The 19,379-nt window shown below is 68.5% G+C and carries 19 protein-coding genes and 3 pseudogenes; 14 read left to right on the top strand and 8 right to left on the bottom strand.

Annotation, left to right across the window (positions count from 1 at the left end; translation table 11 throughout):
* Positions 1-47 precede the first annotated feature (47 nt).
* Positions 48-1,487: a Gfo/Idh/MocA family protein gene (locus GCN81_RS13355; protein ID WP_156724790.1), complete on the top strand. Its 1,440-nt coding sequence runs from the start codon at positions 48-50 to the stop codon at positions 1,485-1,487.
* A gap of 38 nt (positions 1,488-1,525) precedes the next feature.
* Positions 1,526-2,533 (top strand): NEW3 domain-containing protein, encoded by a 1,008-nt coding sequence (locus tag GCN81_RS13350; RefSeq protein ID WP_231626696.1) that lies wholly within the window; start codon positions 1,526-1,528, stop codon positions 2,531-2,533.
* 77 nt (positions 2,534-2,610) lie between these two features.
* Here the strand turns inward: GCN81_RS13350 and GCN81_RS13345 are convergent, their stop codons facing one another.
* The gene (locus GCN81_RS13345) at positions 2,611-3,447 is read right to left on the bottom strand and encodes a DeoR/GlpR family DNA-binding transcription regulator (RefSeq protein WP_156724789.1); all 837 of its coding nucleotides are present in this window, start codon (positions 3,445-3,447) and stop codon (positions 2,611-2,613) included.
* Between the two features lie 323 nt (positions 3,448-3,770).
* Here GCN81_RS13345 and GCN81_RS13340 point away from each other — a divergent pair, with 323 nt between their 5' ends.
* The gene (locus tag GCN81_RS13340) at positions 3,771-4,748 is read left to right on the top strand and encodes an SIS domain-containing protein (protein WP_156724788.1); all 978 of its coding nucleotides are present in this window, start codon (positions 3,771-3,773) and stop codon (positions 4,746-4,748) included.
* A gap of 476 nt (positions 4,749-5,224) precedes the next feature.
* On the top strand, positions 5,225-6,067 hold the full coding sequence (locus GCN81_RS13335; protein ID WP_156724787.1) for a class II fructose-bisphosphate aldolase: 843 nt from the start codon (positions 5,225-5,227) through the stop codon (positions 6,065-6,067).
* 165 nt (positions 6,068-6,232) lie between these two features.
* On the opposite strand, the pseudogene GCN81_RS13330 reads toward GCN81_RS13335, so the two are convergent.
* A pseudogene (locus GCN81_RS13330) lies at positions 6,233-6,430 on the bottom strand (YnfA family protein); the annotation flags it as partial.
* Between the two features lie 737 nt (positions 6,431-7,167).
* Here GCN81_RS13330 and GCN81_RS32980 point away from each other — a divergent pair.
* The 5 genes and pseudogenes from GCN81_RS32980 to GCN81_RS32735 form a co-directional block, all read left to right on the top strand.
* Positions 7,168-7,317: pseudogene (locus GCN81_RS32980) on the top strand (IS110 family transposase); the annotation flags it as partial.
* 47 nt (positions 7,318-7,364) lie between these two features.
* Positions 7,365-7,835 carry a Mur ligase family protein gene (locus tag GCN81_RS13325; protein ID WP_231626695.1) on the top strand — a complete coding sequence of 157 codons (471 nt, stop codon included), beginning with the start codon at positions 7,365-7,367 and terminating at the stop codon, positions 7,833-7,835.
* A gap of 1,320 nt (positions 7,836-9,155) precedes the next feature.
* Positions 9,156-9,446: a helix-turn-helix domain-containing protein gene (locus GCN81_RS13315; RefSeq protein ID WP_156724784.1), complete on the top strand. Its 291-nt coding sequence runs from the start codon at positions 9,156-9,158 to the stop codon at positions 9,444-9,446.
* Positions 9,443-10,471 carry a helix-turn-helix domain-containing protein gene (locus tag GCN81_RS13310; protein WP_156724783.1) on the top strand — a complete coding sequence of 343 codons (1,029 nt, stop codon included), beginning with the start codon at positions 9,443-9,445 and terminating at the stop codon, positions 10,469-10,471. The genes GCN81_RS13315 and GCN81_RS13310 overlap by 4 nt, the downstream gene beginning before the upstream one ends.
* Positions 10,472-10,723: 252 nt before the next feature.
* Positions 10,724-11,056: an SAM-dependent methyltransferase gene (locus GCN81_RS32735; RefSeq protein WP_156724782.1), complete on the top strand. Its 333-nt coding sequence runs from the start codon at positions 10,724-10,726 to the stop codon at positions 11,054-11,056.
* Positions 11,057-11,187: 131 nt separating this feature from the next.
* Here the strand turns inward: GCN81_RS32735 and GCN81_RS13300 are convergent, their stop codons facing one another.
* Positions 11,188-11,601, bottom strand: coding sequence for a hypothetical protein (locus GCN81_RS13300; protein ID WP_156724781.1), 414 nt, complete (start codon positions 11,599-11,601; stop codon positions 11,188-11,190).
* Positions 11,602-11,701: 100 nt separating this feature from the next.
* Between GCN81_RS13300 and GCN81_RS13295 the strand changes: the two are divergent.
* A pseudogene (locus GCN81_RS13295) lies at positions 11,702-12,467 on the top strand (transposase).
* Positions 12,468-12,887: 420 nt separating this feature from the next.
* Positions 12,888-13,289 carry an HD domain-containing protein gene (locus tag GCN81_RS13290; RefSeq protein ID WP_156724780.1) on the top strand — a complete coding sequence of 134 codons (402 nt, stop codon included), beginning with the start codon at positions 12,888-12,890 and terminating at the stop codon, positions 13,287-13,289.
* A gap of 67 nt (positions 13,290-13,356) precedes the next feature.
* Here GCN81_RS13290 and GCN81_RS13285 read toward each other — a convergent pair whose 3' ends face one another.
* Entirely contained in the window at positions 13,357-16,011 is a 2,655-nt protein-coding gene (locus tag GCN81_RS13285; RefSeq protein ID WP_156724779.1) for a tetratricopeptide repeat protein, read from the bottom strand.
* 118 nt (positions 16,012-16,129) lie between these two features.
* Here GCN81_RS13285 and GCN81_RS13280 point away from each other — a divergent pair, with 118 nt between their 5' ends.
* Positions 16,130-16,336: a hypothetical protein gene (locus tag GCN81_RS13280; RefSeq protein WP_156724778.1), complete on the top strand. Its 207-nt coding sequence runs from the start codon at positions 16,130-16,132 to the stop codon at positions 16,334-16,336.
* Positions 16,337-16,779: 443 nt separating this feature from the next.
* Positions 16,780-17,235, top strand: coding sequence for a transposase (locus GCN81_RS13275; protein WP_156724777.1), 456 nt, complete (start codon positions 16,780-16,782; stop codon positions 17,233-17,235).
* Between the two features lie 125 nt (positions 17,236-17,360).
* Here GCN81_RS13275 and GCN81_RS31860 read toward each other — a convergent pair whose 3' ends face one another.
* Both GCN81_RS31860 and GCN81_RS32975 read right to left on the bottom strand, forming a co-directional pair.
* Positions 17,361-17,582: a beta-lactamase family protein gene (locus tag GCN81_RS31860; RefSeq protein WP_231626709.1), complete on the bottom strand. Its 222-nt coding sequence runs from the start codon at positions 17,580-17,582 to the stop codon at positions 17,361-17,363.
* 56 nt (positions 17,583-17,638) lie between these two features.
* Positions 17,639-17,881 (bottom strand): hypothetical protein, encoded by a 243-nt coding sequence (locus GCN81_RS32975; RefSeq protein ID WP_407697963.1) that lies wholly within the window; start codon positions 17,879-17,881, stop codon positions 17,639-17,641.
* On the opposite strand from GCN81_RS32975, the gene GCN81_RS32330 reads away from it, so the two are divergent.
* Positions 17,882-18,034, top strand: coding sequence for a hypothetical protein (locus tag GCN81_RS32330; protein ID WP_231626694.1), 153 nt, complete (start codon positions 17,882-17,884; stop codon positions 18,032-18,034). It abuts the gene before it with no gap.
* A gap of 111 nt (positions 18,035-18,145) precedes the next feature.
* On the opposite strand, the gene GCN81_RS13260 is transcribed toward GCN81_RS32330, so the two are convergent.
* Together GCN81_RS13260 and GCN81_RS13255 are read right to left on the bottom strand one after the other, a co-directional pair.
* Entirely contained in the window at positions 18,146-18,508 is a 363-nt protein-coding gene (locus tag GCN81_RS13260; RefSeq protein WP_156724775.1) for a molybdenum ABC transporter substrate-binding protein, read from the bottom strand.
* Between the two features lie 105 nt (positions 18,509-18,613).
* A complete protein-coding gene (locus tag GCN81_RS13255) occupies positions 18,614-19,330 on the bottom strand; it encodes an adenylate/guanylate cyclase (RefSeq protein ID WP_156724774.1) in 717 nt (238 codons plus the stop codon).
* Between the last annotated feature and the right edge of the window lie 49 nt (positions 19,331-19,379).

The raw sequence follows: 19,379 nt of genomic DNA, 5'->3' as shown, positions 1-19,379 counted from the left end.
GTCTGTCCGCAGTGATGCCGAATCGCGGACCCGAGGAGCGTTCCCTCATGCCCGACATTCCCGCAGTCTCACGCCGCCTGCTTCTGGGAGGAGCTCTCGCCACCGGGGCGCTGGCGGCCGGCGTCGGCACCGCGCACGCGGCGCCCCTCGCCCAGGCCGGGGCGGCACCAGCCCCCACGCGTCGGCGCAGGCCGGGCCAGAAGTCCATGATCGACGTGCCCTTCGACGTCCACAAGACCGTCCGCGTCGGGGTGATCGGGCTCGGCCAGCGGGGTTCCGGCATGAGCGAGGGCTGGTCCGTAGTCCCCGGCTGCACGGTGACCGCCGTCTGCGACATACGCGAGGACCGAGCCAGGCGCACCGCGGACCGGCTGGCCGCCAACGGCAAGCCGCGCCCCGCCGAGTACGGCGGCTCAGACGCGTCGTACGCACAGATGCTGCGGCGCGACGACGTCGACCTCGTCTACATCGCCACCCCCTGGGAGTTCCACTACCGCCAGGGCAAGGACGCACTGCTGGCAGGCAAGCACGTCATCGTCGAACTGCCCATCGCCACCGAGCTCGACGAGCTCTGGGACCTCGTCGACACCTCCGAGCGCACCCGTCGGCATCTGATCCTCTCGGAGAACTGCTCCTACGGCCGCAACGAACTGGCGATGCTGAAAATGTCGCACGAGGGGTTGTTCGGCGACGTCACCAACGGGCACGGCGGCTATCTGCACGACCTACGGGCCCTGCTCTTCTCGGACACGTACTACACCGACGCCTGGCGCCGCCTCTGGCACACCCGCAGCACCGCCTCGTTCTACCCGATGCACGGCCTCGCGCCGATCGCCGCGGCCATGGACATCAACCGCGGCGACCGGATGACGGTCCTGCGGGCCACCGCCACCGAACCCAAGGGCCTCGCCGACTACCGGGAGCGGTTCATCCCGAAGTCCCACCCCTCGTGGAAGGAGACCTACGTCAACGGAGACCTGGTCACCTGCCTGATCGACACCGACAGGGGCCGGGTCATCAGGGCCGAGCACGACGTCAGCTCGCCCCGGCCGTACAGCCGGATCAACAGCCTGGCTGGCAGCCGCGGCATCTTCGAGGACTACGCGGGCGTCATGGCGACCAGCGGGGGGCGCATCTACGTCGAGCCCGACCACAGCGGCCACGCCTGGAAGCCGTTCGACACATACCGCAAGGAGTTCGACCACTGGCTCTGGAAGAAGATCGGTGACGACGCCGCCGACAACGGCGGCCACGGGGGAATGGACTACGTCCTGCAGTGGCGCACCGTACAGCTGATGCGGGCCGGGCTCGTCCCCGACATCGATGTCTACGACTCCGCCGCCTGGTGCGCGCCGATACCGCTGAGCGTCAAGTCCCTGGCCGCGGGCGGCCGTCCGGTCGAGGTCCCCGACTTCACCCGGGGCTCCTGGGTGAATCTGCGGCTGGGCCTGGACTCCCGTACCTCCGAGATGCCCCCCGTCGCCTGAGTGCCCCGCCCGGGGGCCCGACCGAAGGAGCACAGCCAGTGAAACCTGCCGGACTGATCACCTCTCTCAGAGCCATGGCGGTGGCAGCGGCGGTGCTGCTCGTCCCCGTGGCCGACGTGCCCGCCGTGGCCGCCGCCGCGCCGCAGCCCGAGACGGCCGCGCCGACGACCGAGCTGACGATCTCGCCCGTAGACCTCGACGGGCCAGCCATCGCGGCGGTGAAGGTCACCGTCAAGAACACCGGACCCGACCGGATGCGGTCCCTGAAAGTGTCGTTCGCGGGGCCGGTCGGCTGGCTCGTCCAGCCCACCGCCCGCAGCGTAAAGGGGACGTTCGCCGCGGGCGCCACCGCCACCGCGGACTTCCAGATCCAGGTGCCGGAGCAGCGCCCCGGGTTCACCGTACGGACCTTCACGGCCACGGCCACATACAAGGGCGGCGACGGGGCCCAGGCCGCGACGGCCACCCGGACCCAGACCAGCGGCACAGCCCTGCCGAACCTGGCCGCCGCGTACAACAACGTCGGTGTCACCGACGAGAACGACACCGCGCCCGGCGATTACGACGGCGACGGCAACAGCTTCTCCGCGCAGAAGCTCGCCGACGCCGGACTGACCCCCGGCGGCAAGGTCGAGGCGCTGGGCGCCGAACTGTCCTGGCCGGACGCGGCACCGGGCACCAAGGGCAACGTCTCGAGCACCGGTCAGGCGATCACCTTGAGCGGCAGCGGCAGCAAGCTGGTGTTCCTCGGCTCCGGCGTGACGAGCGGAGCGGTCGGCACGGCCACGGTGCACTACACGGACGGCACCAGCAGCACCGGTTCGTTCGGCTTCCCCAACTGGTCGTTCGACCCGGCGGACGCTCATGGTGCGACGCTGGTCGCCTCGTCCGACGGCCGCAACCGGCCAGACGGATACGGAAACGCGGGCATCGCCTATCGAATCTTCGCCCACTCCGTTCCCCTGGACGCGACGAAGCAGGTCGAGTTCGTGGTCCTGCCGAGCAACGGGAACATCCACGTCTTCGATATGGCCATCGCCCCCTGACCCCAAGGCCCACCTGAAGCCACCGACGGCCTGCCGCGCACCGACGGCGGGCCGTTGGCGGGTTGTCGGCGTTCGCGTCAGACGGCGTGGACCTTGATGCCCGCCTCGGTGAGCCGGGCGGCCATGTCGGCGGGCAGCGCCGAGTCGGTCACCAGGACGTCGATGCGGTCCAGTCCGCAGATCCTCGCGAAGGCACGCTGGCCCATCTTCGACGAGTCGGTGACCACGATGACGCGGCGCGCCCGCTCGGCGAACAACCGGCTGATGCTGGCCTCGTCCTCGTGGTGGGTCGTCACACCCAGCTGCGGGTCGACGCCGTCGACCCCGAGGACGGCGACATCGAGGAAGACCTCGTTCAACACCCCCACGGTCAGCGGACCGACGAGTTCGTACGTCTGGGGACGTGCGACTCCGCCGGTGACCACGATTTTGATCTGGGGGCGTACGGCGAGCTCACCGGCGATGTTGAGCGCGTTGGTGACCACGGTGAACGAGGGAGCGGACATATCCAACGACTCCCGTCGCCCACCGCCACCGCGCCCACCGCCACCGCGCCCACCGCCGCTGCCCCCCGCCCGCAGCGCCAGCGCCCTCGCCACCTCGGTCGTCGTGGTGCCCCCGTTCAGGCCCACCACGTCGCCCTCGCCGATCAGCTCGGCGACGGCCGCGGCGATGCGCTGCTTCTCCACGGTGTGCCGGGAGGACTTGTAGCGCAGGGGCAGCTCATAGGAGACGCCGTGCGCGATGGCGCCGCCGCGGGTGCGCACCAGCAGTTGCTGCTCGTCGAGCTCGTCGAGATCCCGTCGGATGGTGGCGGGTGACACCTCGAGGGCCGTCGCCGCGTCCTCGACGTCCAGCCTGCCCTCGGCGGCCAGCAACTCCAGCAGTCTGCTCCACCGCTCATGTTTGGACATGGGTCGGGCTCCTTCGGGCATCGATCGTGCGCTGTTGACACGTTAAGGGACGCATGGACGCGCAGTGAACGAGGCCAGCCTCGCCCGCTACCTGCAGGAAGTTGATCGATAGCCCCGCTGTCCCATCAGTGGTACCCAGCCGAGCCGCATCTTGCTTGCCACGTCACCCCTGGACCCAGCCACCCCTCTTGCTGAATACTGCGCGACACAACACATGCTCGTACCTGCTCGATAGCCCCGCAAAACACGCAGTTTAATGCAGCTAGGGCGCGAGGCCCCGCCGCACCCGCTCCACCCCGCCCTTCCCTAAGGAGTACGCCACCTTGCCCACCAACGCCGCCTCCACCCCCAACACCGCCTCCACCGCCCCCCGTACCTCGGCCGAGATCGTCTCCCAGCCCGCCCTGTGGCGGCAGGCCGCCCAGTCGCTGCCGCGGCACACCGCGGCCCTGCCCCGCCGAGGGGAACGCGTCGCCGCCGTCGGCTGCGGAACCTCGTGGTTCATGGCCCAGTCCTACGCCGCCTTGCGCGAGGGCGGCGGCCACGGCGAGACAGACGCGTTCGCCGCCTCCGAGTTCCCGCACGGCCGCCGCTACGACCGCATCCTCGCTATCACCCGGTCCGGCACCACCACCGAAGTCCTCGACCTCCTGCACCGGGTGCAGGGCACCACACCCACCAGCGCGATCACCGCCGACCCCGCGACGCCCGTCATGCGGGCGGCCGACGCCGTCGTCGTACTGGACTTCGCCGACGAGGAGTCCGTCGTCCAGACCCGGTTCGCTACGACCAGCCTCGCGCTGCTGCGCGCCCACTTGGAGGCACAGGACGCCCTACCCGTGGGCGTACGGCCCCTCGATGCCGCGATCCGCGACGCCGAACGGGCCGTTGTGGAGCCGCTGGACGCTGCCGTGTGCGGGGCCGAGCAGTTCACTTTCCTCGGTGTTGGCTGGACGTCCGGCCTGGCCCTGGAGGCCGGGCTGAAGATGCGGGAGGCCGCTGGTGCCTGGACCGAGGCGTACCCGGCGATGGAGTACCGCCACGGGCCGATCAGCATTACCGGACCCGGCCGGGTCGTCTGGGCGTTCGGCCCACTTCCGGCTGGCCTGGCGGACGACGTGGCCCGGGTCGACGGCACCCTGGTCGCCACCTCCACCGGCGCGGCTACGGGCCTCGACCCGCTCGCCGACCTCATCCGCGCCCAGCGGCTGGCGGTCGTCCTCGCCGAAGCACGCGGGTATGACCCTGACCGGCCCCGCAACCTCACCCGGTCCGTCGTTCTTGGGGACAGCCATGTCTGAGGAAGGGAAAGAGGAGCGCGACGGGCACGGCTGCGTGGTCGCTCTCGATGGCGGGGTAGGGGGCGCTCCTGGGCAGGGGCCGAGGTCCGCTGGCGGAACTGCGCCGCCCTGCACCGAGAACAGCCGGTTCCGCCGCGGCCGTCGACGCGATCGCGGCCACCGTGGACACGCTCGCTCGAGACGCCGCTCCCCGCGACCTGACAGTCCACCGGGCGGGCGTGATGGCCCCCGGGATCGTGTCCGAGGATCTGCGCACCGAAGTCCACTCCGCCAACCTCGCCTCGCGGGATCTCCTGCTCGCGGCTGCCCTCGCCCCGCCCCGCTGGACGCCCCTGATGCCTGCTCCGACGTGGTCGAGCCCAACGCGGCGTCCACGCTGTCACCGCGAAGCCGGGTCCCTGTCAGCCGCCGCTGTCACTCGCTCCGTCGCCGACGCCTACCGCCGTTTCGTCTCGCCTTGTCCCTGGAGGAAGCCCGTGCCGCTCACGCCCACTGACGAGATCCTGCGTTCCGCGGCCCAGGGCGGTGTCGGCGTCGGGGCGTTCAACGTGGTGCAGCTCGAACACGCCGAAGCCATCGTGAGCGGCGCGGAGGCGGCCCGGCGGCCCGCGGTTCTGCAGATCAGCGAGAACACCGCCCGCTACCACGGCGCGCTGGCGCCGATCGGGCTCGCCACCCTCGCCATCGCCCGCGCCTCAAGCGTCCCGGTCGCCGTTCACCTCGACCACGCCGAGTCCGCCGACCTGGTGCACGAGGCCGTCGGACTCGGCTTCACCTCCGTCATGTTCGACGCTTCCCGGCTCCCGTACGGGAAGAACGTGGCAGCGACCCAGGACGTAACTCTCTACTGCCACGCCCGAAACATATGGGTCGAGGCGGAACTCGGCGAGGTCGGAGGCAAGGACGGCGCACACGCCCCCGGCGTACGCACCGACCCCGACCAGGCGCGCGACTTCGTCGCCGCCACCGCCGTCGACGCCCTCGCGGTGGCAGTAGGCAGCTCGCACGCCATGCTCACCCGCGACGCCGCCCTCGACTTCCCGCTCATCACCAGGCTCCGGGACGCGGTAAGCGTGCCGCTCGTCCTGCACGGCTCGTCCGGAGTAGGGGACGCTGGCCTCGCCCAGGCCATCCAGGCGGGAATGACGAAGATCAATATCTCCACCCACCTGAACAAGACCTTCACCCAGACCGCCCGCACCTACCTAGAAGCCAACCCGGACGTCGCCGATCCCCGCCGATACCTCGGCCCGGCCCGTGAGGCTGTCGCTACCGAGGTGGCACGGCTGCTCGGGCTGCTGCACGGCACATGCGCCTAGACTCGGTTGACCTGTGCGTTTTCCCGGTGTTGTTCCGGTTTGCTGGCCAGGGAGTTCCTCGCTCGATGGCTGTGGCTGTGGCTGTGGCTGTGGCCCGAGGCCCTTCATCGTTGGGCATCTGGAGAAGGTGCGGGGCCCAGCCGAACTGGAAGCGGGACTTGAAGATCACCAGAACGGAATCCGGCGCAGGCAGGTCATTGGCCGAGAGACGTACATGATCACGGCCATGCCGACGAGGCACACCAGGGCGTCGATGCTGTCGTAGCGGTCGGGACGTTAGCCGTCGGCGAGCATGCCCCAGGTGATGGACCCGGCGACGAAGATCCCGCCGTGCGCGGCGAGAATACGGCCGAAGTTGTCGTCGGACTTGCTGAGTCTCACTTAGATGTCCGGTGAAACTCTCACCTTGATGTCCTGTGCCCCTCTGCTGCTGTAGCCCTTGTCATGTGCTCATTTGTCGGAGTCTCGGCAGAATCAAGGACGACAGCCGGTGAGAAACTGATGTGACGTCATATAGGAAAGTGCAGGACATTGAAGTGAGAATCCCGATAGCGAGCACCGTCTGACCTGCAGGTTCTTCTGGGTTGGGGGGAGGTTTGCGTGGGGCTGGGGCCCATCGTTGGCAGTCGTCCCTGCGTGTGCAAGGCGGAGATCGAGGCCCTACTCATCGGCTGGAACCACCCCATGTCATCCCTGCGTATGCGGGGCGGAGGCGCGGTGGCTTAATGGCGAGGCGTTCGAGTAGGAGTCAGCCGTTCACCTGCGGATGACGCCTCGCGGGCGTGAAAATCGGTACGTGGGCTGTCCGCCGAAGCCGCTGGATGTTTGGGCTGTGAGCCCGCATAGGAGTCTGGTGAGGGAGCCGTCCGTGGGGCCGCGCACTGTCGCCTTGAGCACGCTGATCAGCTTCTCCGTTCCCCTCAGGCTCCCCGGACAGCCCCGCCCACACCAGCACAACGGGGGAACCTCATGAAGGAGTTGAGAGAAGACCACGACGACGGAACGGTCGCCAGGGTCGCGGCGATCGACATTGCCAAGGTATCCCGGAATGGTCTGCCTGCGCGTCCCGCACGACACCGTCGAGGGCCGGCGGATCCAGCAGGTCTGGACGGTCCGCCTCAACGACCAACGCGATCCTGGAACTCGGCGACAAGCTGGTCTGCCAGGGTGTCGAGCGGGTCGTGATGGAAGCCACGGGCTCGTACTGGCGCCCGTTCTTCTATCTGCTGGAAGCCCGCGGTCTGGACTGCTGACTCGTGAACGCGCGGGATGTGAAGAACGTCCCCGGGCGCCCGATGTGGTGTGCGGTGTCGGCCACATTACCCACCTGACGCGGATCGCCCCGCCCACGGTCGGCCTGGTCCTCGACGTGGGGACCGCCCACGTCGGCGAGTTCGTCGCCCGTGAGCAGATCGCGAAGGCCAAGGGCGAACGCGTCGAAGCACTCCTGGAGAACGGACTGGCGGTCCTCAACGCCGACGACCCGCTGGTCGCCGCCATGGCGTCGCGTACCCCCGCCAAGGTGCTGACCTTCGGTACCAGCAACGACGCCGACGTGAGGGCCGTGGACGTCGCCCTCGACGCCTCGGGCCGGGCCTCGTTCACCCTGGCAGCCGCCGACGCGCAGGCGCGGGTCGATCTGTCCCCAGCGGCCGTCCGCTCGGCGAACCGGCGGTGTGGCGGCTGCTCCGGTCCCTGGCCAACTGTGCCGGGCTCCCGCCGCGCGGCCCGCACGGTACCAAGGGCGACGCGATCACCCACACGCTAGCCAAGCCGGACGCCCGCCCAGACGGGGTCCAGCGCTGGGCCGGCTACAAGGACTCCCGCACAACTCAGCGCTACAACCGGCGCAAGGAGCTGCTCGACGACAGCCCCGGCTACGGCCTGGCGGCCGATGTCACCGACGCTCTCGCGGAGCCCACCCCCCCATGACCGCCTTCACCTCCCGATGCAGTACACCCGGTTCCGTCTGCCCGGCCCGTCCCGGGTGTGTCAGTCGGGTGGTGGAGCCCGCTGCCCGGCCCTGGCTGCCCGACCACCACACCTGGAGGGTGACGGGCCCGTTCGTGACCACCGCCGCAAGATCAGGATCGATGAGTTCGGCCAGCCCGGGACGCGGCGTACCCGTCCTGAACCGCCTCAGCGAAACGGGCTTCGCGCCGGTGCGCGTGTGGTCCCCATCCGCCCTACCTCCAGTGTCCTTGCCGTGTCCCACGGGTTCGCAGGCGACGGCCCGAGCCTCAATGGAACGGGACCCTTTTCATCTACGCAGTCACCCGTGATCCAAAACAGTGAGGTCCCCACACGTGTGCAGCGTGAGGGGACCTCGATCCGAGGGCAAGTCCAGCCTGACTACGTCTCGGACGTGCACCTGGCGTGCAGGCGCTGTGCCCATGTAACGACCCATGGATCACAAGGTCCAGGCTAAGGGTTTCAAGGGACACTGCCAAGAAAAGTAAAAAACCCCATCCCCCTGCCTGACCAGGACGCCTCTCCAACCAAATGCTCACCACTCCAGCTCGATACCGAGTTTTTCACTCACCCGTGTCGCACCGATGGAGTGAAGAGGTCTAGTCCTGACTGAGCCTGATTAGCCGTCAGCCTCCCCATATCGACTTGCAGGAAGCTGTATGGATACAAACATTCACGTCGCATGCGTACATCTGAGCGATGGAACGTTTCGCCCCGCGACTCACTTGAAGATCGACAAACCTTCGCCTTTTTCCAGAGCTTGTGGCTGGTTCCAGTAGGGCGTGTTACCGGTGGATTGGGCATGGCAAGGTGGTGCTCAAGGGCAAGGAGGTCTTGCGGTATCGCCGAACGAGCCGTGCAGGGCTACTCAGTTGGTGATGCGCCACCGCTCGACCTCTCCCAGCCGCAGCAGGGATGCAGCCGGTCCCTCGCCGGGGTCCCCGCACTCGTCTCCAAGCGTGTGCGGGGAAACCGAAGTCCGGGTGCAGCTCTGCTAATTGACTACGAGAGTAGGAAACATGCAGACCGGTGATCCACGTGGCGAAGTGTCTGTCTTCCAACAAGTCCGCACTGGTGGCGACTCTTCCTGACCGTTCTCGCCCTTTTCGTAGGCGGGTTGGCGGGCTTCGCGTACCACAAAGTGTTCGGCAAGGTCGCCGAGGCCATCATCGTCGCGCTGACAGCGACTGAGATCGCCTTCTACGTCTTGGGCGCCGTCGAGGACTTCGTCCGCGTCCTCGCGGCCAAGGGCCTCATCTCCCGCACGAGCGAGGACCTGCGGCGCGCCTTCGTTCAGCTGCACCGCCGCGCACGCGCGGCGTACAACAGCGCCCGCGACTCGCTCGACCACTTCTTCGACGGCGTTGCCGACGGCTTTGCGGCGTTCACGCGGAGGGCCGCCTGGTGACCCCCGGCACTCGGCCGCCGGGGCGGCCACCGCGCTCGACCGTCTTCTCCCCCTGGCCCAGCCTCAAGCAGCTGTCCATCGAACTGATGGACGCCCGCGGGCCGATCCGTCTGGCCGACTTCGCGGAGGTCACGCACTACTCCATCGCTGCCCTGTCAGACGCGACGTCAGGCAAACGCATCCCGACGGAGCAGTTCCTCCGGGCCTACGCCAAAGCCGCCGCAGAGCTTAACGACGGCAACCAGCGGGAGTTGCTCGACCGCTGGACCTCGCTGCGCGAGGCGGCCCTGAAGGAGCGGGAGGGCAGCAGGTCGCAGCTCCTCGTCGGCGGCACGGCCACTGCGACCAGCGCCCTGCCCCCTGCCTTGACGACCGCGGACGGCGCCTCCAATCCGGTGGTACCTCACCCGACCGAGACGACCCGGAAGTGGAGCTCGAAGCGCCGGGAGGCATCCATCCCGAATCAGACGACCCCTAAGAACGGCAATCAGGACGGGGAGGAGAAGGTCCCCCGCCGGTTGGCCTCCTTAGTCTCTCAGGCCTTTCAGGCCGAGAAGGTAGCCAACCGTGACAACGTCGCGGTGCACGTCGACCCCGTCCTCGGAGCTCTCGCACTCGGCAGCGACTCCAAGGACATCAAGATGCTGCTCCAAGACCGGCTCAACCGTGCGGGAGTGTCCCTCAGAGAACTGGAGGTGCGGCTGAACAGACTCGGTATCCAGACCTCCAAGTCAACGCTGGAGCGCAAGCTCCACGACGACGAGCCAATCTCCGCCGACTCGCTCAGCGCAATGCTCGTCTGCTCCGGCGCGAGCCGTGCGGAGATCAACGTCTGGCTGTACCACCGGGCCCGCATCGAGATCGCGAGCCTCGCCCGACACGGCGACACCAAACCCGTCCCCGAGGACACTCGCGGTTTCCTCACGAAATGCCATGCTGAGCGGACATTTCTTCTTCTCTGCATGCAACTCGGCACAATCTGCGTGACCGTGTTGCTGTTGGTGTTCCAGCTCGTTGCCCGCTGACCCACCCAAGTGGCCCCCGACACCACGACGACACCGTTGGTGAATCCGGCCTGCCGAGTTCTGCTCGGCGGGCCGGAGGACTGCTAGTACTCCAGCAGGATTTCGCTGTCTGACCTGGTCTTTCGCTGGGTGGCGGGAGTGTAGCCGGGCTTCGGTCGTGTGGGGGCGGTCTCACGGAGACCGCCCCTCGATCGTGCGACAACGCCGCAGGCAGTGACAGGGCGGGGCAGCCTTTGAGGGTGATCACCGAGCATGCCGCCGCACAGCGGGACCTCGAACATCGACCGTGTCCTCGACCCGGCCGGGGTCGGTCCGCGGACACGGATGCTGGAGATCGGGACCCGCTGGGGCGCGCTGGCCGTCCGGGCGGGACTGCGCAGCGCCGAGGTGACCACGTTGACGCTTTCCCCACGCCAGCGCGACCTGGCGCGCTCACGGATCGCCAACACGGTTGCTGAGTCTCACTTTGATGTCCGGCGAAGTTCTCAGCTCGACGTCATATGTTCCGCTGTTGCTGCAGCCCTTGTCACGTGCTCATTTGCTGATCCTCGGCAGAATCAAGGGCGGCAGCCGGTGAGAAGTTGATGTGACGTCAGATGGGAAACTGCAGGACATTGAAGTGAGAATGCCGATAGTTAACCCTACTTGACCTGCAGGTTCTTCCAGCTGGGCGGAATTCGGCTAAGTGCTGTCTCGTAATCCCACGAGGCTGAGGGTCATGCCGTGTCCGGATCGGCGCCGATGGCGCCGGCCGAGCGAAGCGAACGCCCGAGGTCTCCGGTGAGGATGCGGGGGTGGCGCCGCCACCACCACAGGTCGGGGCCGGGCAGCCTGTGGAACTGATCGAGTGCTTGGCCGTCGTCGTCGATGGTCGCGGCCTTGTATTGGGCGTCCAGGGCTTTGATCCGCGGGGTCCAGAGCTGGACGACGTGTTCGTCCAGCAGGAGCCACGCTTCGTGCAGCCAGTTTCGGCAGTAGAGGTCGTTGGTGTACTCGTAGATGTCGTCGCCGTAGCCGCGCTCGATGACGCTCACCAGGGCAGCCCACGCGTTCACCCTTTGGGTGACCGTGAATGTCGTCCGCCAGCCGCGCTGGTGCAACAGCTCTCCCACCTCGGTTTCAGTAGCCACGGGCGTGAGGCTCTCATGCCGAATCCGTCCGGGCGACCGAGATGTGTCCCGTCAGAGGCTGGCGTGCCCCGCAGCATGATCAAGATGAGACGATCTCGCCGTGGCTGGTGTGATCACGGCGTCGGAGCCGTCCTGGATAGCCCCGTTCAGCGGGCTGAGCGCGAGGCAGTTCGGGAAGCTGGTGACCGTTCTGCGGCGCCAGGGTGCGGACGCCGCCCGCAAGGGCCGGCCGTGGCGCCCTTCTCTGGAGGACCGGGCCCTGCTGTGGCCTACTGGCGCACGAACCTGACCATGCGGCAACTCGCCCCGCTGTTCGGGGTGTCCAAGTCGGCGGCGGACCGCATCATTGACCACCTCGGGCCGATGCTCGCGCTTCAGCCCCGCAAGAGGTTCGCCAGGGACACCGTGCTCATCGTGGACGGCACCCTGGTCCCCACCCGCGACCACACCATTGCCGAGCGGTCGAAGAACTACCGGTACTCCACCAACCACCAGGTCGTCATCGACGCCGACACCCGCCTGGTCGTCGTGGTCGGCCGGCCGCTCGCCGGGAACCGCAACGACTGCAAGGCATGGGAGGAGTCCGGCGCCAAGGCCGTCGTCGGCAAGACTATGACGATCGCCGACGGCGGCTACCCGGGCACCGGACTCGTCATCCCGCACCGCCGCGAGCGCGGCCAGGCCGGACTCCCGGACTGGAAAGAGGAACACAACAAGTCCCACGAGCAGGTCCGAGCCCGCGTCGAGCACGCCTTCGCCCGCATGAAGACATGGAAGATCCTCCGCGACTGCCGCCTCAAAGGCGACGGCGTCCATCACGCCATGCTCGGCTCGCCCGGATGCACAGCCTCGCCCTCGCCGGATAAGCGAGCGGGCCGCACAGCGGCCAACCATGCCCGAGGCAACCCGAAGATCATTTACGGGACAGCACTTCGATGCCGGTCTGCCTCTTCTGCGCTGAGTCAACCCTGCGCGTGCGGGGCGGAGATGCCACTGAGACCACAGGCCTGATGCCGCCGTGAGTCATCCCTGCGCGTGCGGGGCGGAGTATACGGGCAGAACCTGCGGCTCCCGGGTGAGCAGGAGTCATCCCTGCCTGTGCTGGGCGGAGTACGCCTCCTGATCCGGCGGACGCGGCTCGGTCGAATCATCCCAGCGTGTGCGGGGTGGGCCGTGTGCGTCATCGGTGACGTGAAGTAAGTCTAGTGTACTGGTCGTTACGTGATCGATTGGTGCAGGTAAGCGCGAATGCGGCTGAAGGGGACTGTGGGTGGGGGTGGTTGAGGATGCGCGGTATCGACCTCGGGGCGTGGGCGGAGTTTGAGTCAGCGACTTGGACGTCGTATCCGCTGCTGTTCCGGATGCTGGATGACGCGGCGGATGCAGCGGTGCTGTGGGACAGGATCTTGAGCTCGTCGCAGCGTGCGGTGATCGGCGAAGGCCTGGGTGTGGGCGAGGAGCAGTCGCGGTCGCTGACGGTGTCACTGGCGGGCTTGCGGGAGCTGGGCAAGCTGGTGCCGGGCTTCCAACAGCGTGAGCGTGGCGCGTGGGAGCGGCTGGGCGAGGATCGCGTGGCCGGGGCGGGCCGTATCTCGCCGGTACCGGTGGAGGTAGACCCGTACTCGATGCACGTGGTGTTCGGTGTGCGAGATAGGCGATCAGGCGCCTGGACCAGTGCAGTGACGTAGTCCTTGAGTTCCTCGCCCGCCCCTCGATATGTCCGGCAGGGGCACAGCCTTGGTGGGGGGCTACGGTTCACGCGCCTTCGAAGCCGCCGAAGTCCGTCGCCCACCGCATGCGGTCCAGGGACAGTTCGGCACGGGCAGCTGCCTCTCCGGCCTGGTCCCCGAGCTGGTGGAAAAGGTCGGCAGCTGCCCTGAAGGAATCCAGCATCCCTGCCCGATCCTCCCCGTTCTTCTGCGCCAGGCCCCGCAGGCTCAGTGTCGTCGCCTGGCCGGCCTGGTCCCCCAGGTCCATGAAGACGGTCAGTGCCGAAGCATGGGCCTGCAGTGCCTCCTGTGCCTGTCCCTGGGCCAAGAGGGCCGCCCCCAGACCGTTCAGCGCGTTTGCAGTGCCCGGTGCGTCGCCCACGTCGCTGTAGCAGTCGCGGGCGCGCTCCAGCGCTGGCCGTGCCTCGTCCGGCCGCCTGCTGGTGTTGAGGGTGAGCCCTGCGTTGAGCCAGGAACCTGCCTCAGCGTGGACGTCTCCGAGCTCGCCGTAGAGTGCGGCTGCGGCCCGATGCGCGACGACCGCCTTCGCCGGCTCCCGCATCTCCCGATGGCACGAACCCGCATTGTTGAGTACCTGGGCGTCGCCGTACCGGTCGCCTGCTTCGGCGAACAGTGTCCGGGCTCGCTCGTACGTCGCGAGCGCCTGGTGGAACTCGCGGATGCGACATTGGGCGAGCCCCAGGTTGTTGAGGGCTTGAGCCCGGCCGCGAATGTCGCCCGTTTCCTTGTACATGCCGGCCGCCTCCCGGTGCTCACGTAGCGCCAGGGAGGCCTGGTGCGACTGCTGGTGGCACAGCCCGAGGTTGTTGAGCGCCTGCGCCTGACCGTGCAGGTCGTCCGCCTGCCTGAACAGTTCCAGAGCGCGCTCATGGTTTGCCACTGCCTGAGAGACGTCGCCCGCCTGACGTAGGGCGAGGCCGGTGAAATTGAGGGCCTGGGCCTCTTGGAGTACCGCGCCGCAGGCGCGGAACGCTGACGCTGCCTGCGTGCCCGTCGTGATCCAGTCGTCGTAGTGACGCCCCCGATCGAAGAAAGCGCCCAGAGCCAAGGCCAGGTATCCGTACGCCGCACTGTCCTGCGGCGCGCTGAGTGACGCCGCGACCAGATTCGCCCTTTCCGTCTCCAGCCAGGCCATCGCCTGCCGTCGGTCCGCGAAGCCCGCGGTCGGAGGGACGAGCTGCTGGGGCAACTGGGCGACGGCGGCGCGGGTCGTGCGCAGGTAGTGGCCTAGCAGGCGCTCGCGGGCGGCATCCCTCCCGTCCGCGGCCGCACACGCGATCCCGTGCTCCTCAGCGTGCAGTCGCAGCAGATCGTGCATGCGCCAGCGGCCCCACACCGTGGAAGGCTCCGCAAGGTGCGCCCGCACCAGATCCTGCAGGGCGCGCTCCGCATCGTGGGCGTCGGTGGCGTCCAACAGGCTCATGGCCGCTGCGGTGGAGAGCTCCGGGCCGGGATTGAGCGACAGCAACCGGAACAGCTTCGCCTGCTCCGCGGTGAGCGCGCGGTAGGAGAGTTCGAAGGCGGCGGTGACGGTCTGGTCCGCATGGCTCAACCGTTCGAGCCTGGTCCGTGCGTCCTGTAGGGCCGCGGCCAGAGCAGAAAGCGGGCGACGCGCGGTGTCGACGAGCAGCCCCGAGACGATGTGAAGCGCCAGCGGCAGCCCACCGCACAGCTCGGTCATCGCGCGGGCCGCGTCGATCTCGTCATCGACCCGGGTGTCCTCGTCCCCACATGCCTGGCGCAGTGTTGCCCGGAGCAGCTCGAGTGAGGCGGCGGCTGTCAGGGAGCCGAGCTCGTGTACACGGGCGCCGATGGCCAAAGTGGTGCGTGAGGTCACCAGGACGGGGGTGGCTCCATCACCCGGCAGCAGCGGCCGGACCTGCGACTCGTTGCTGGCGTTGTCGAGAACCAGCAGGGTCCGCAGCCCGCCCGCGGTCCGTTGCGCCAGGAGCATACGCAGAAGGGCGGATCGTGCTGCGACGCCAGGGGGAACGGCCTCACCGACGACGCCCAAGGCCCTGAGAAAGGTGTCCAGGACATCGGTGGCGACGGCCTGCTGCGCAGCCACCGGGTCGTAGCCGTTCAGGTCGGCATACAGCACGCCACCGGGACACCAGCCGGGTGCGGCCAGCGCCCGGCCTGCGACCTGGAGGACCAGTTCGGTCTTGCCCACGCCGCCCATGCCGACGACCATCTGGACCCGTGCTGCCTGACGTTCGTCCTTGGCAGAGGGGGTGAGCGGCGCTAGAAGCGTACGCACCTCCTCCTCGCGGCCGACGAACGTCTCGGCGGTCCGGGGCAGAGCCGCCAGGGCCCGAAGGGACGCGAAGGCATCTGGTTCGGGGTCAGCTTCGGGGTCCTCGACGCATGCCGTCGGGCCACGGGAGGCGTTCCGGGTGCTGAAGGCCTTCGCTGCCGTACGGCGCAGCGTGAGGAGCTCGCCGACGGGTAGCCTCAGCTCGCGGGCCAGCGCGGCCACGGTGTGCTCCAAGGGCAGCGGACCCTCGGGGTCGAGCGCCGAGTGGAGAGTCGTGCGCGATATGCCGGCCAGATCGGCCAGCTGCTTCTTGCTCGACAGCGCGGAGGAGGCCTGGGCGTTGGCCAGCCGGTCGGCCAGCCTCCGGCGGAACACCCCGTAGTCACCGGCGTCTGGACCTCCCTCTTCTGGCGTCTCAGGCATCGTTCCCCCGCGTTGTCACGTGTTCGGCCGTGTCCATTCTCGTCCGGGTGAACCCCGCTGAACACTGATTCCGGGAGCTTAGATCACGTCAACACCCCGCCATCACAGGGAGATTGTCGTGGATCTCGTTGTCGTTCTGCTGGTCACCGTGCTCGTGGTGATCGTCGCGCTGCTGGCCGGGGCCGGTGCAGGCAAGCTCGCCCGCCTGGACGGCGCCACCTACCCTGCCGCCCTCACCCGGGCCGCCGTGGCCTTTACTGCGGTGCTCACCCTCGCCGCCGCCGTGACCGCCGCCTACGCGGCCCTCGCCGCCCTGGTCGCTTGAACGGACCCGCACCTCGGGACGAGCGGCCGCGGGCCTTCCAGCCCGGTGTGGGGGTCGGGCACCGTGCTGCAGGGTCGGCGCGCCTCCGCCGGTACGCTCGGTGAGCTTGCGTGGGACTGCGTGCCCATTGTTGGCAATCGTCCCTGCGTGTGCGGGGCGGAGCGCCGAGCTCATGTGTGGCTGGGCAGCAACTGAGTGTCATCCCTGCGCGTGCGGGGCGGAGAGGGCGAAAAGGGGCCCTGGTTCCGCCGCCTGGGTGTCATCCCTGCGCGTGCGGGGCGGAGACTTGCTGAGCTGGGACGCTATCAGAGCCCCCCGCAGTTTTGCCTGTCCGCAAGACTGGTTTGCGTGGTTGATTTTGGTCATGGCGGGTGAGATCGGTGCGCTAGCGGATTGGCCCTGGCCGCCGGGGGAGTGGCGTTGTGGCCCATCAGGACGGGCTGATGGCGCTCGTTGAGATTCAGAAAGCGCCATCAGCGTATCCGGTTACCCAGCACAGCAGGCCCGCCATCGTCGCCCAGTTCGCCTCCACCGACTGCCGGGCCTGCCCGTCAAGGACGCACTGCACCTCCTCCCGGAGGGGCAGTCGGATACTCACCCTGCGGCCGAAAGAGCTGCACGAGATCCAGACTGCCGCCCGCGCCGAGCAGAAGACCCGGACCTGGCGGGACAAGTACGAACTGCGCGCCGGGGTCGAGAGCACGATCAACCAGGCCCTGGACATGACCGGAATCCGCCGCGCCTGCTACCGAAGACTGGCCAAGGTCCGCCTCCAGCACCTCTTCTCCGCCACCGCCCTGAACGTCATCCGCCTCGACGACGACTACTGGAGCACCACCCCGCTCAGCAGACCCCGGACCAGCAGACTCGAACACCTTGCCTACATACTCACAGCCTGACCGGCGACCGCTCGGAATTGGGCAACGGAGTCGTGCCGTTCCACCCGCTGGCGCCGGTCCGTGCTCGGCACCCGCTCGTCGATCGCGGCGACCACCTCCGGTGTGGGCGAGGGACTGCCGTGCGGTCAGCCGGCCCACCGGGCTCGCGGCGGAGAGCTCGGGCAGGTACGTGCCGATCGGGGCATCGAGGTCGAGGCGCCCGTCGGCTGCAGCAGTTGCACGGCCAGCGCGGTCACCGGCTTGGTCAAGGAGGCGATGGGAAACGCGGTGTCCGCAGTGATCGGCAGGCCGCTCCCGGCTACCCGCTCACCTGCCTCGACGACGGTCAGCCGCCCCGAGTAGCGCACGGCGAGCTGCGCGCCCGGCACCCGGTGCGTGCGCGCCAGCTCGGCGAGACGGGCGGTCAGGAACTCGTCGCTGATGGCCGGGCCCGTGGTGTCGGTCGCCGCCGTGTTCCCGGGGACGACCGCTTCGGGCGCACGCTGTGGGGCGCAGCTGGCTCGGCCACCGGTGGCTGCCCGGACACGGGTGCGTCCGCGGTGGCCGCGGTACGCACGGCCACCGCCGCCAGGCGTTCGATGGTCGGGTGCGAGAACAGGTCCCTCGGCACGATGGACCACCCGGCGCGCCGGGCGCGGTAGGCCACTTGGACACAGAGCACCGAGCCCCCGCCCAGCTCGAAGAAGTCGCCGTCCCGTTCCGGCCCGCCGACTGGCGCGACCACTACGGTCCGGCCTGGGACCGGCTGGATGCCGCCCGCCGCCGCTACGACCCGGATGGCATCCTGGTACCGGGCTAGGGCATCTTCCCCTGACGCAGGCCGTACCCGTCCCGGGAGGCCGTCGGTCGACTGCGGCTCCGCAGATACGTTCCGATACGCCCCCGTCCAGGGGAGCCCTGGAGTCGGAGGTCAGCGCAGAAGCCCGACCAGGGGCAGAGGTGCGCCACAGAGGTCGGCGATGCGCGTGCTGGCCTTCCGCAGTGCGAGGCTGGTCGTGGTGTGCGAGTCGGATATCCCGTCGAGTTTCTCGGCGTCCGCGGAGAGATCCTCCGGTCCTTCATATCTGTCGGCCAGGTCGGCGAGCGTACCCGCCTTACGGAACACCGCATTGTCGATGACCCGGAACTGCCGCAGTTCGCTGCCCAGCTCCTCGTAGCCCCGGCAGACGTCGGCCCTCGTTGCCGGCTCCTTGTCGATGAGGCAGCCGTCCACGAACGAGTAGATCAGGAAGCCCGCTCCGGCACAGAGCGACAACCGACGTAATAGTGCCATCGCATAACTCCTTCGTCATGAGTGGATACCGTCCCCAGCCGCTCTGCCAGACCGCGGCGCGTGCTGCCGGAGCGGAACGGATGTGCTCCGCCCGCGCGGCGGAACTCAGCGGCGCCGCCACCATTTCCCAGCGCCGCGCGCCACGGAGATGCCGTGCCCCGCGATCATGGAGCGCGACATCGAGAAGTCGCCGTCGGCGTGGACGGATACCCCTGCCGTCGCCGCGCGCCGCTCGCCCTCGCTGTCGCTTCGAGCCGCTGCTTCCCGTGCCACGCCGGGAGCAGTTGCCGGGTCTCCCGGTACGTTCAGCCATGCGCGCGCTTCGGTCTCCTTGACCAGCACCTCGACCTCGCAGAACGACTCGGCGTCGATCGCGGGCTGGGCGCCTCGTACCACGGTGTCGTAGACCGCGTCCGACACCAGCAGCGCGACGTCGCTCCTGGCGCTGTCGAGAGCCCGGCGCAGCGGGGCGCTGTCACAGAGCCGGAAGACATGGTTCACGGCGGTCCCCGCGACGCCGTGAGCATCGCGGTGCACCTGGCCGATGTGGGCGGCGACACGGAGCCGCAGCAGCGGATCGCTGCGTCGGCGCCCGCCCAGTGCGCGGTCGAGGCGCAGCAGGATCTCGCCCAGGACCATCCGCTTGGGGAGTTCCGGCGGTATGACGATCAATACGCCGTCTCCCCGGTCCTCGTGCGGGCACGCGTCCCACACCGCCCTTGTGAAGGCGGCACGCAGTTCTCGGTACAGGTCTTCCCGGGTGCGGAGTTGTTCGTGATCCGAGCGGCCCCCGAATGACTCAACGTCGACGAAGAGCAGCATGACGTGTTCCGGGATGCGTGTCCGGTCACGGCTCCTTGCGGGGCCCGGG

Source organism: Streptomyces apocyni, assembly GCF_009739465.1.
GTDB classification, from domain to species: domain Bacteria; phylum Actinomycetota; class Actinomycetes; order Streptomycetales; family Streptomycetaceae; genus Streptomyces; species Streptomyces apocyni.
The sequence above is the reverse complement of the archived record's forward strand: the minus strand, read 5'-3'. Positions and strand labels throughout refer to the sequence as shown.

What these genes read in the sequence shown, in the direction of transcription:
- GCN81_RS32735 (WP_156724782.1), top strand. Translation starts at nt 10,724, where the DNA reads ATGCCGCCGCACAGCGGGACCTCGAACATCGACCGTGTCCTCGACCCG.
- GCN81_RS13285 (WP_156724779.1), bottom strand. Translation starts at nt 16,011, where the DNA reads ATGCCTGAGACGCCAGAAGAGGGAGGTCCAGACGCCGGTGACTACGGG.
- GCN81_RS13255 (WP_156724774.1), bottom strand. Translation starts at nt 19,330, where the DNA reads ATGCTGCTCTTCGTCGACGTTGAGTCATTCGGGGGCCGCTCGGATCAC.
- GCN81_RS13275 (WP_156724777.1), top strand. Translation starts at nt 16,780, where the DNA reads ATGGCGCTCGTTGAGATTCAGAAAGCGCCATCAGCGTATCCGGTTACC.
- GCN81_RS13355 (WP_156724790.1), top strand. Translation starts at nt 48, where the DNA reads ATGCCCGACATTCCCGCAGTCTCACGCCGCCTGCTTCTGGGAGGAGCT.
- GCN81_RS13260 (WP_156724775.1), bottom strand. Translation starts at nt 18,508, where the DNA reads ATGGCACTATTACGTCGGTTGTCGCTCTGTGCCGGAGCGGGCTTCCTG.
- GCN81_RS13290 (WP_156724780.1), top strand. Translation starts at nt 12,888, where the DNA reads ATGCGCGGTATCGACCTCGGGGCGTGGGCGGAGTTTGAGTCAGCGACT.
- GCN81_RS13345 (WP_156724789.1), bottom strand. Translation starts at nt 3,447, where the DNA reads ATGTCCAAACATGAGCGGTGGAGCAGACTGCTGGAGTTGCTGGCCGCC.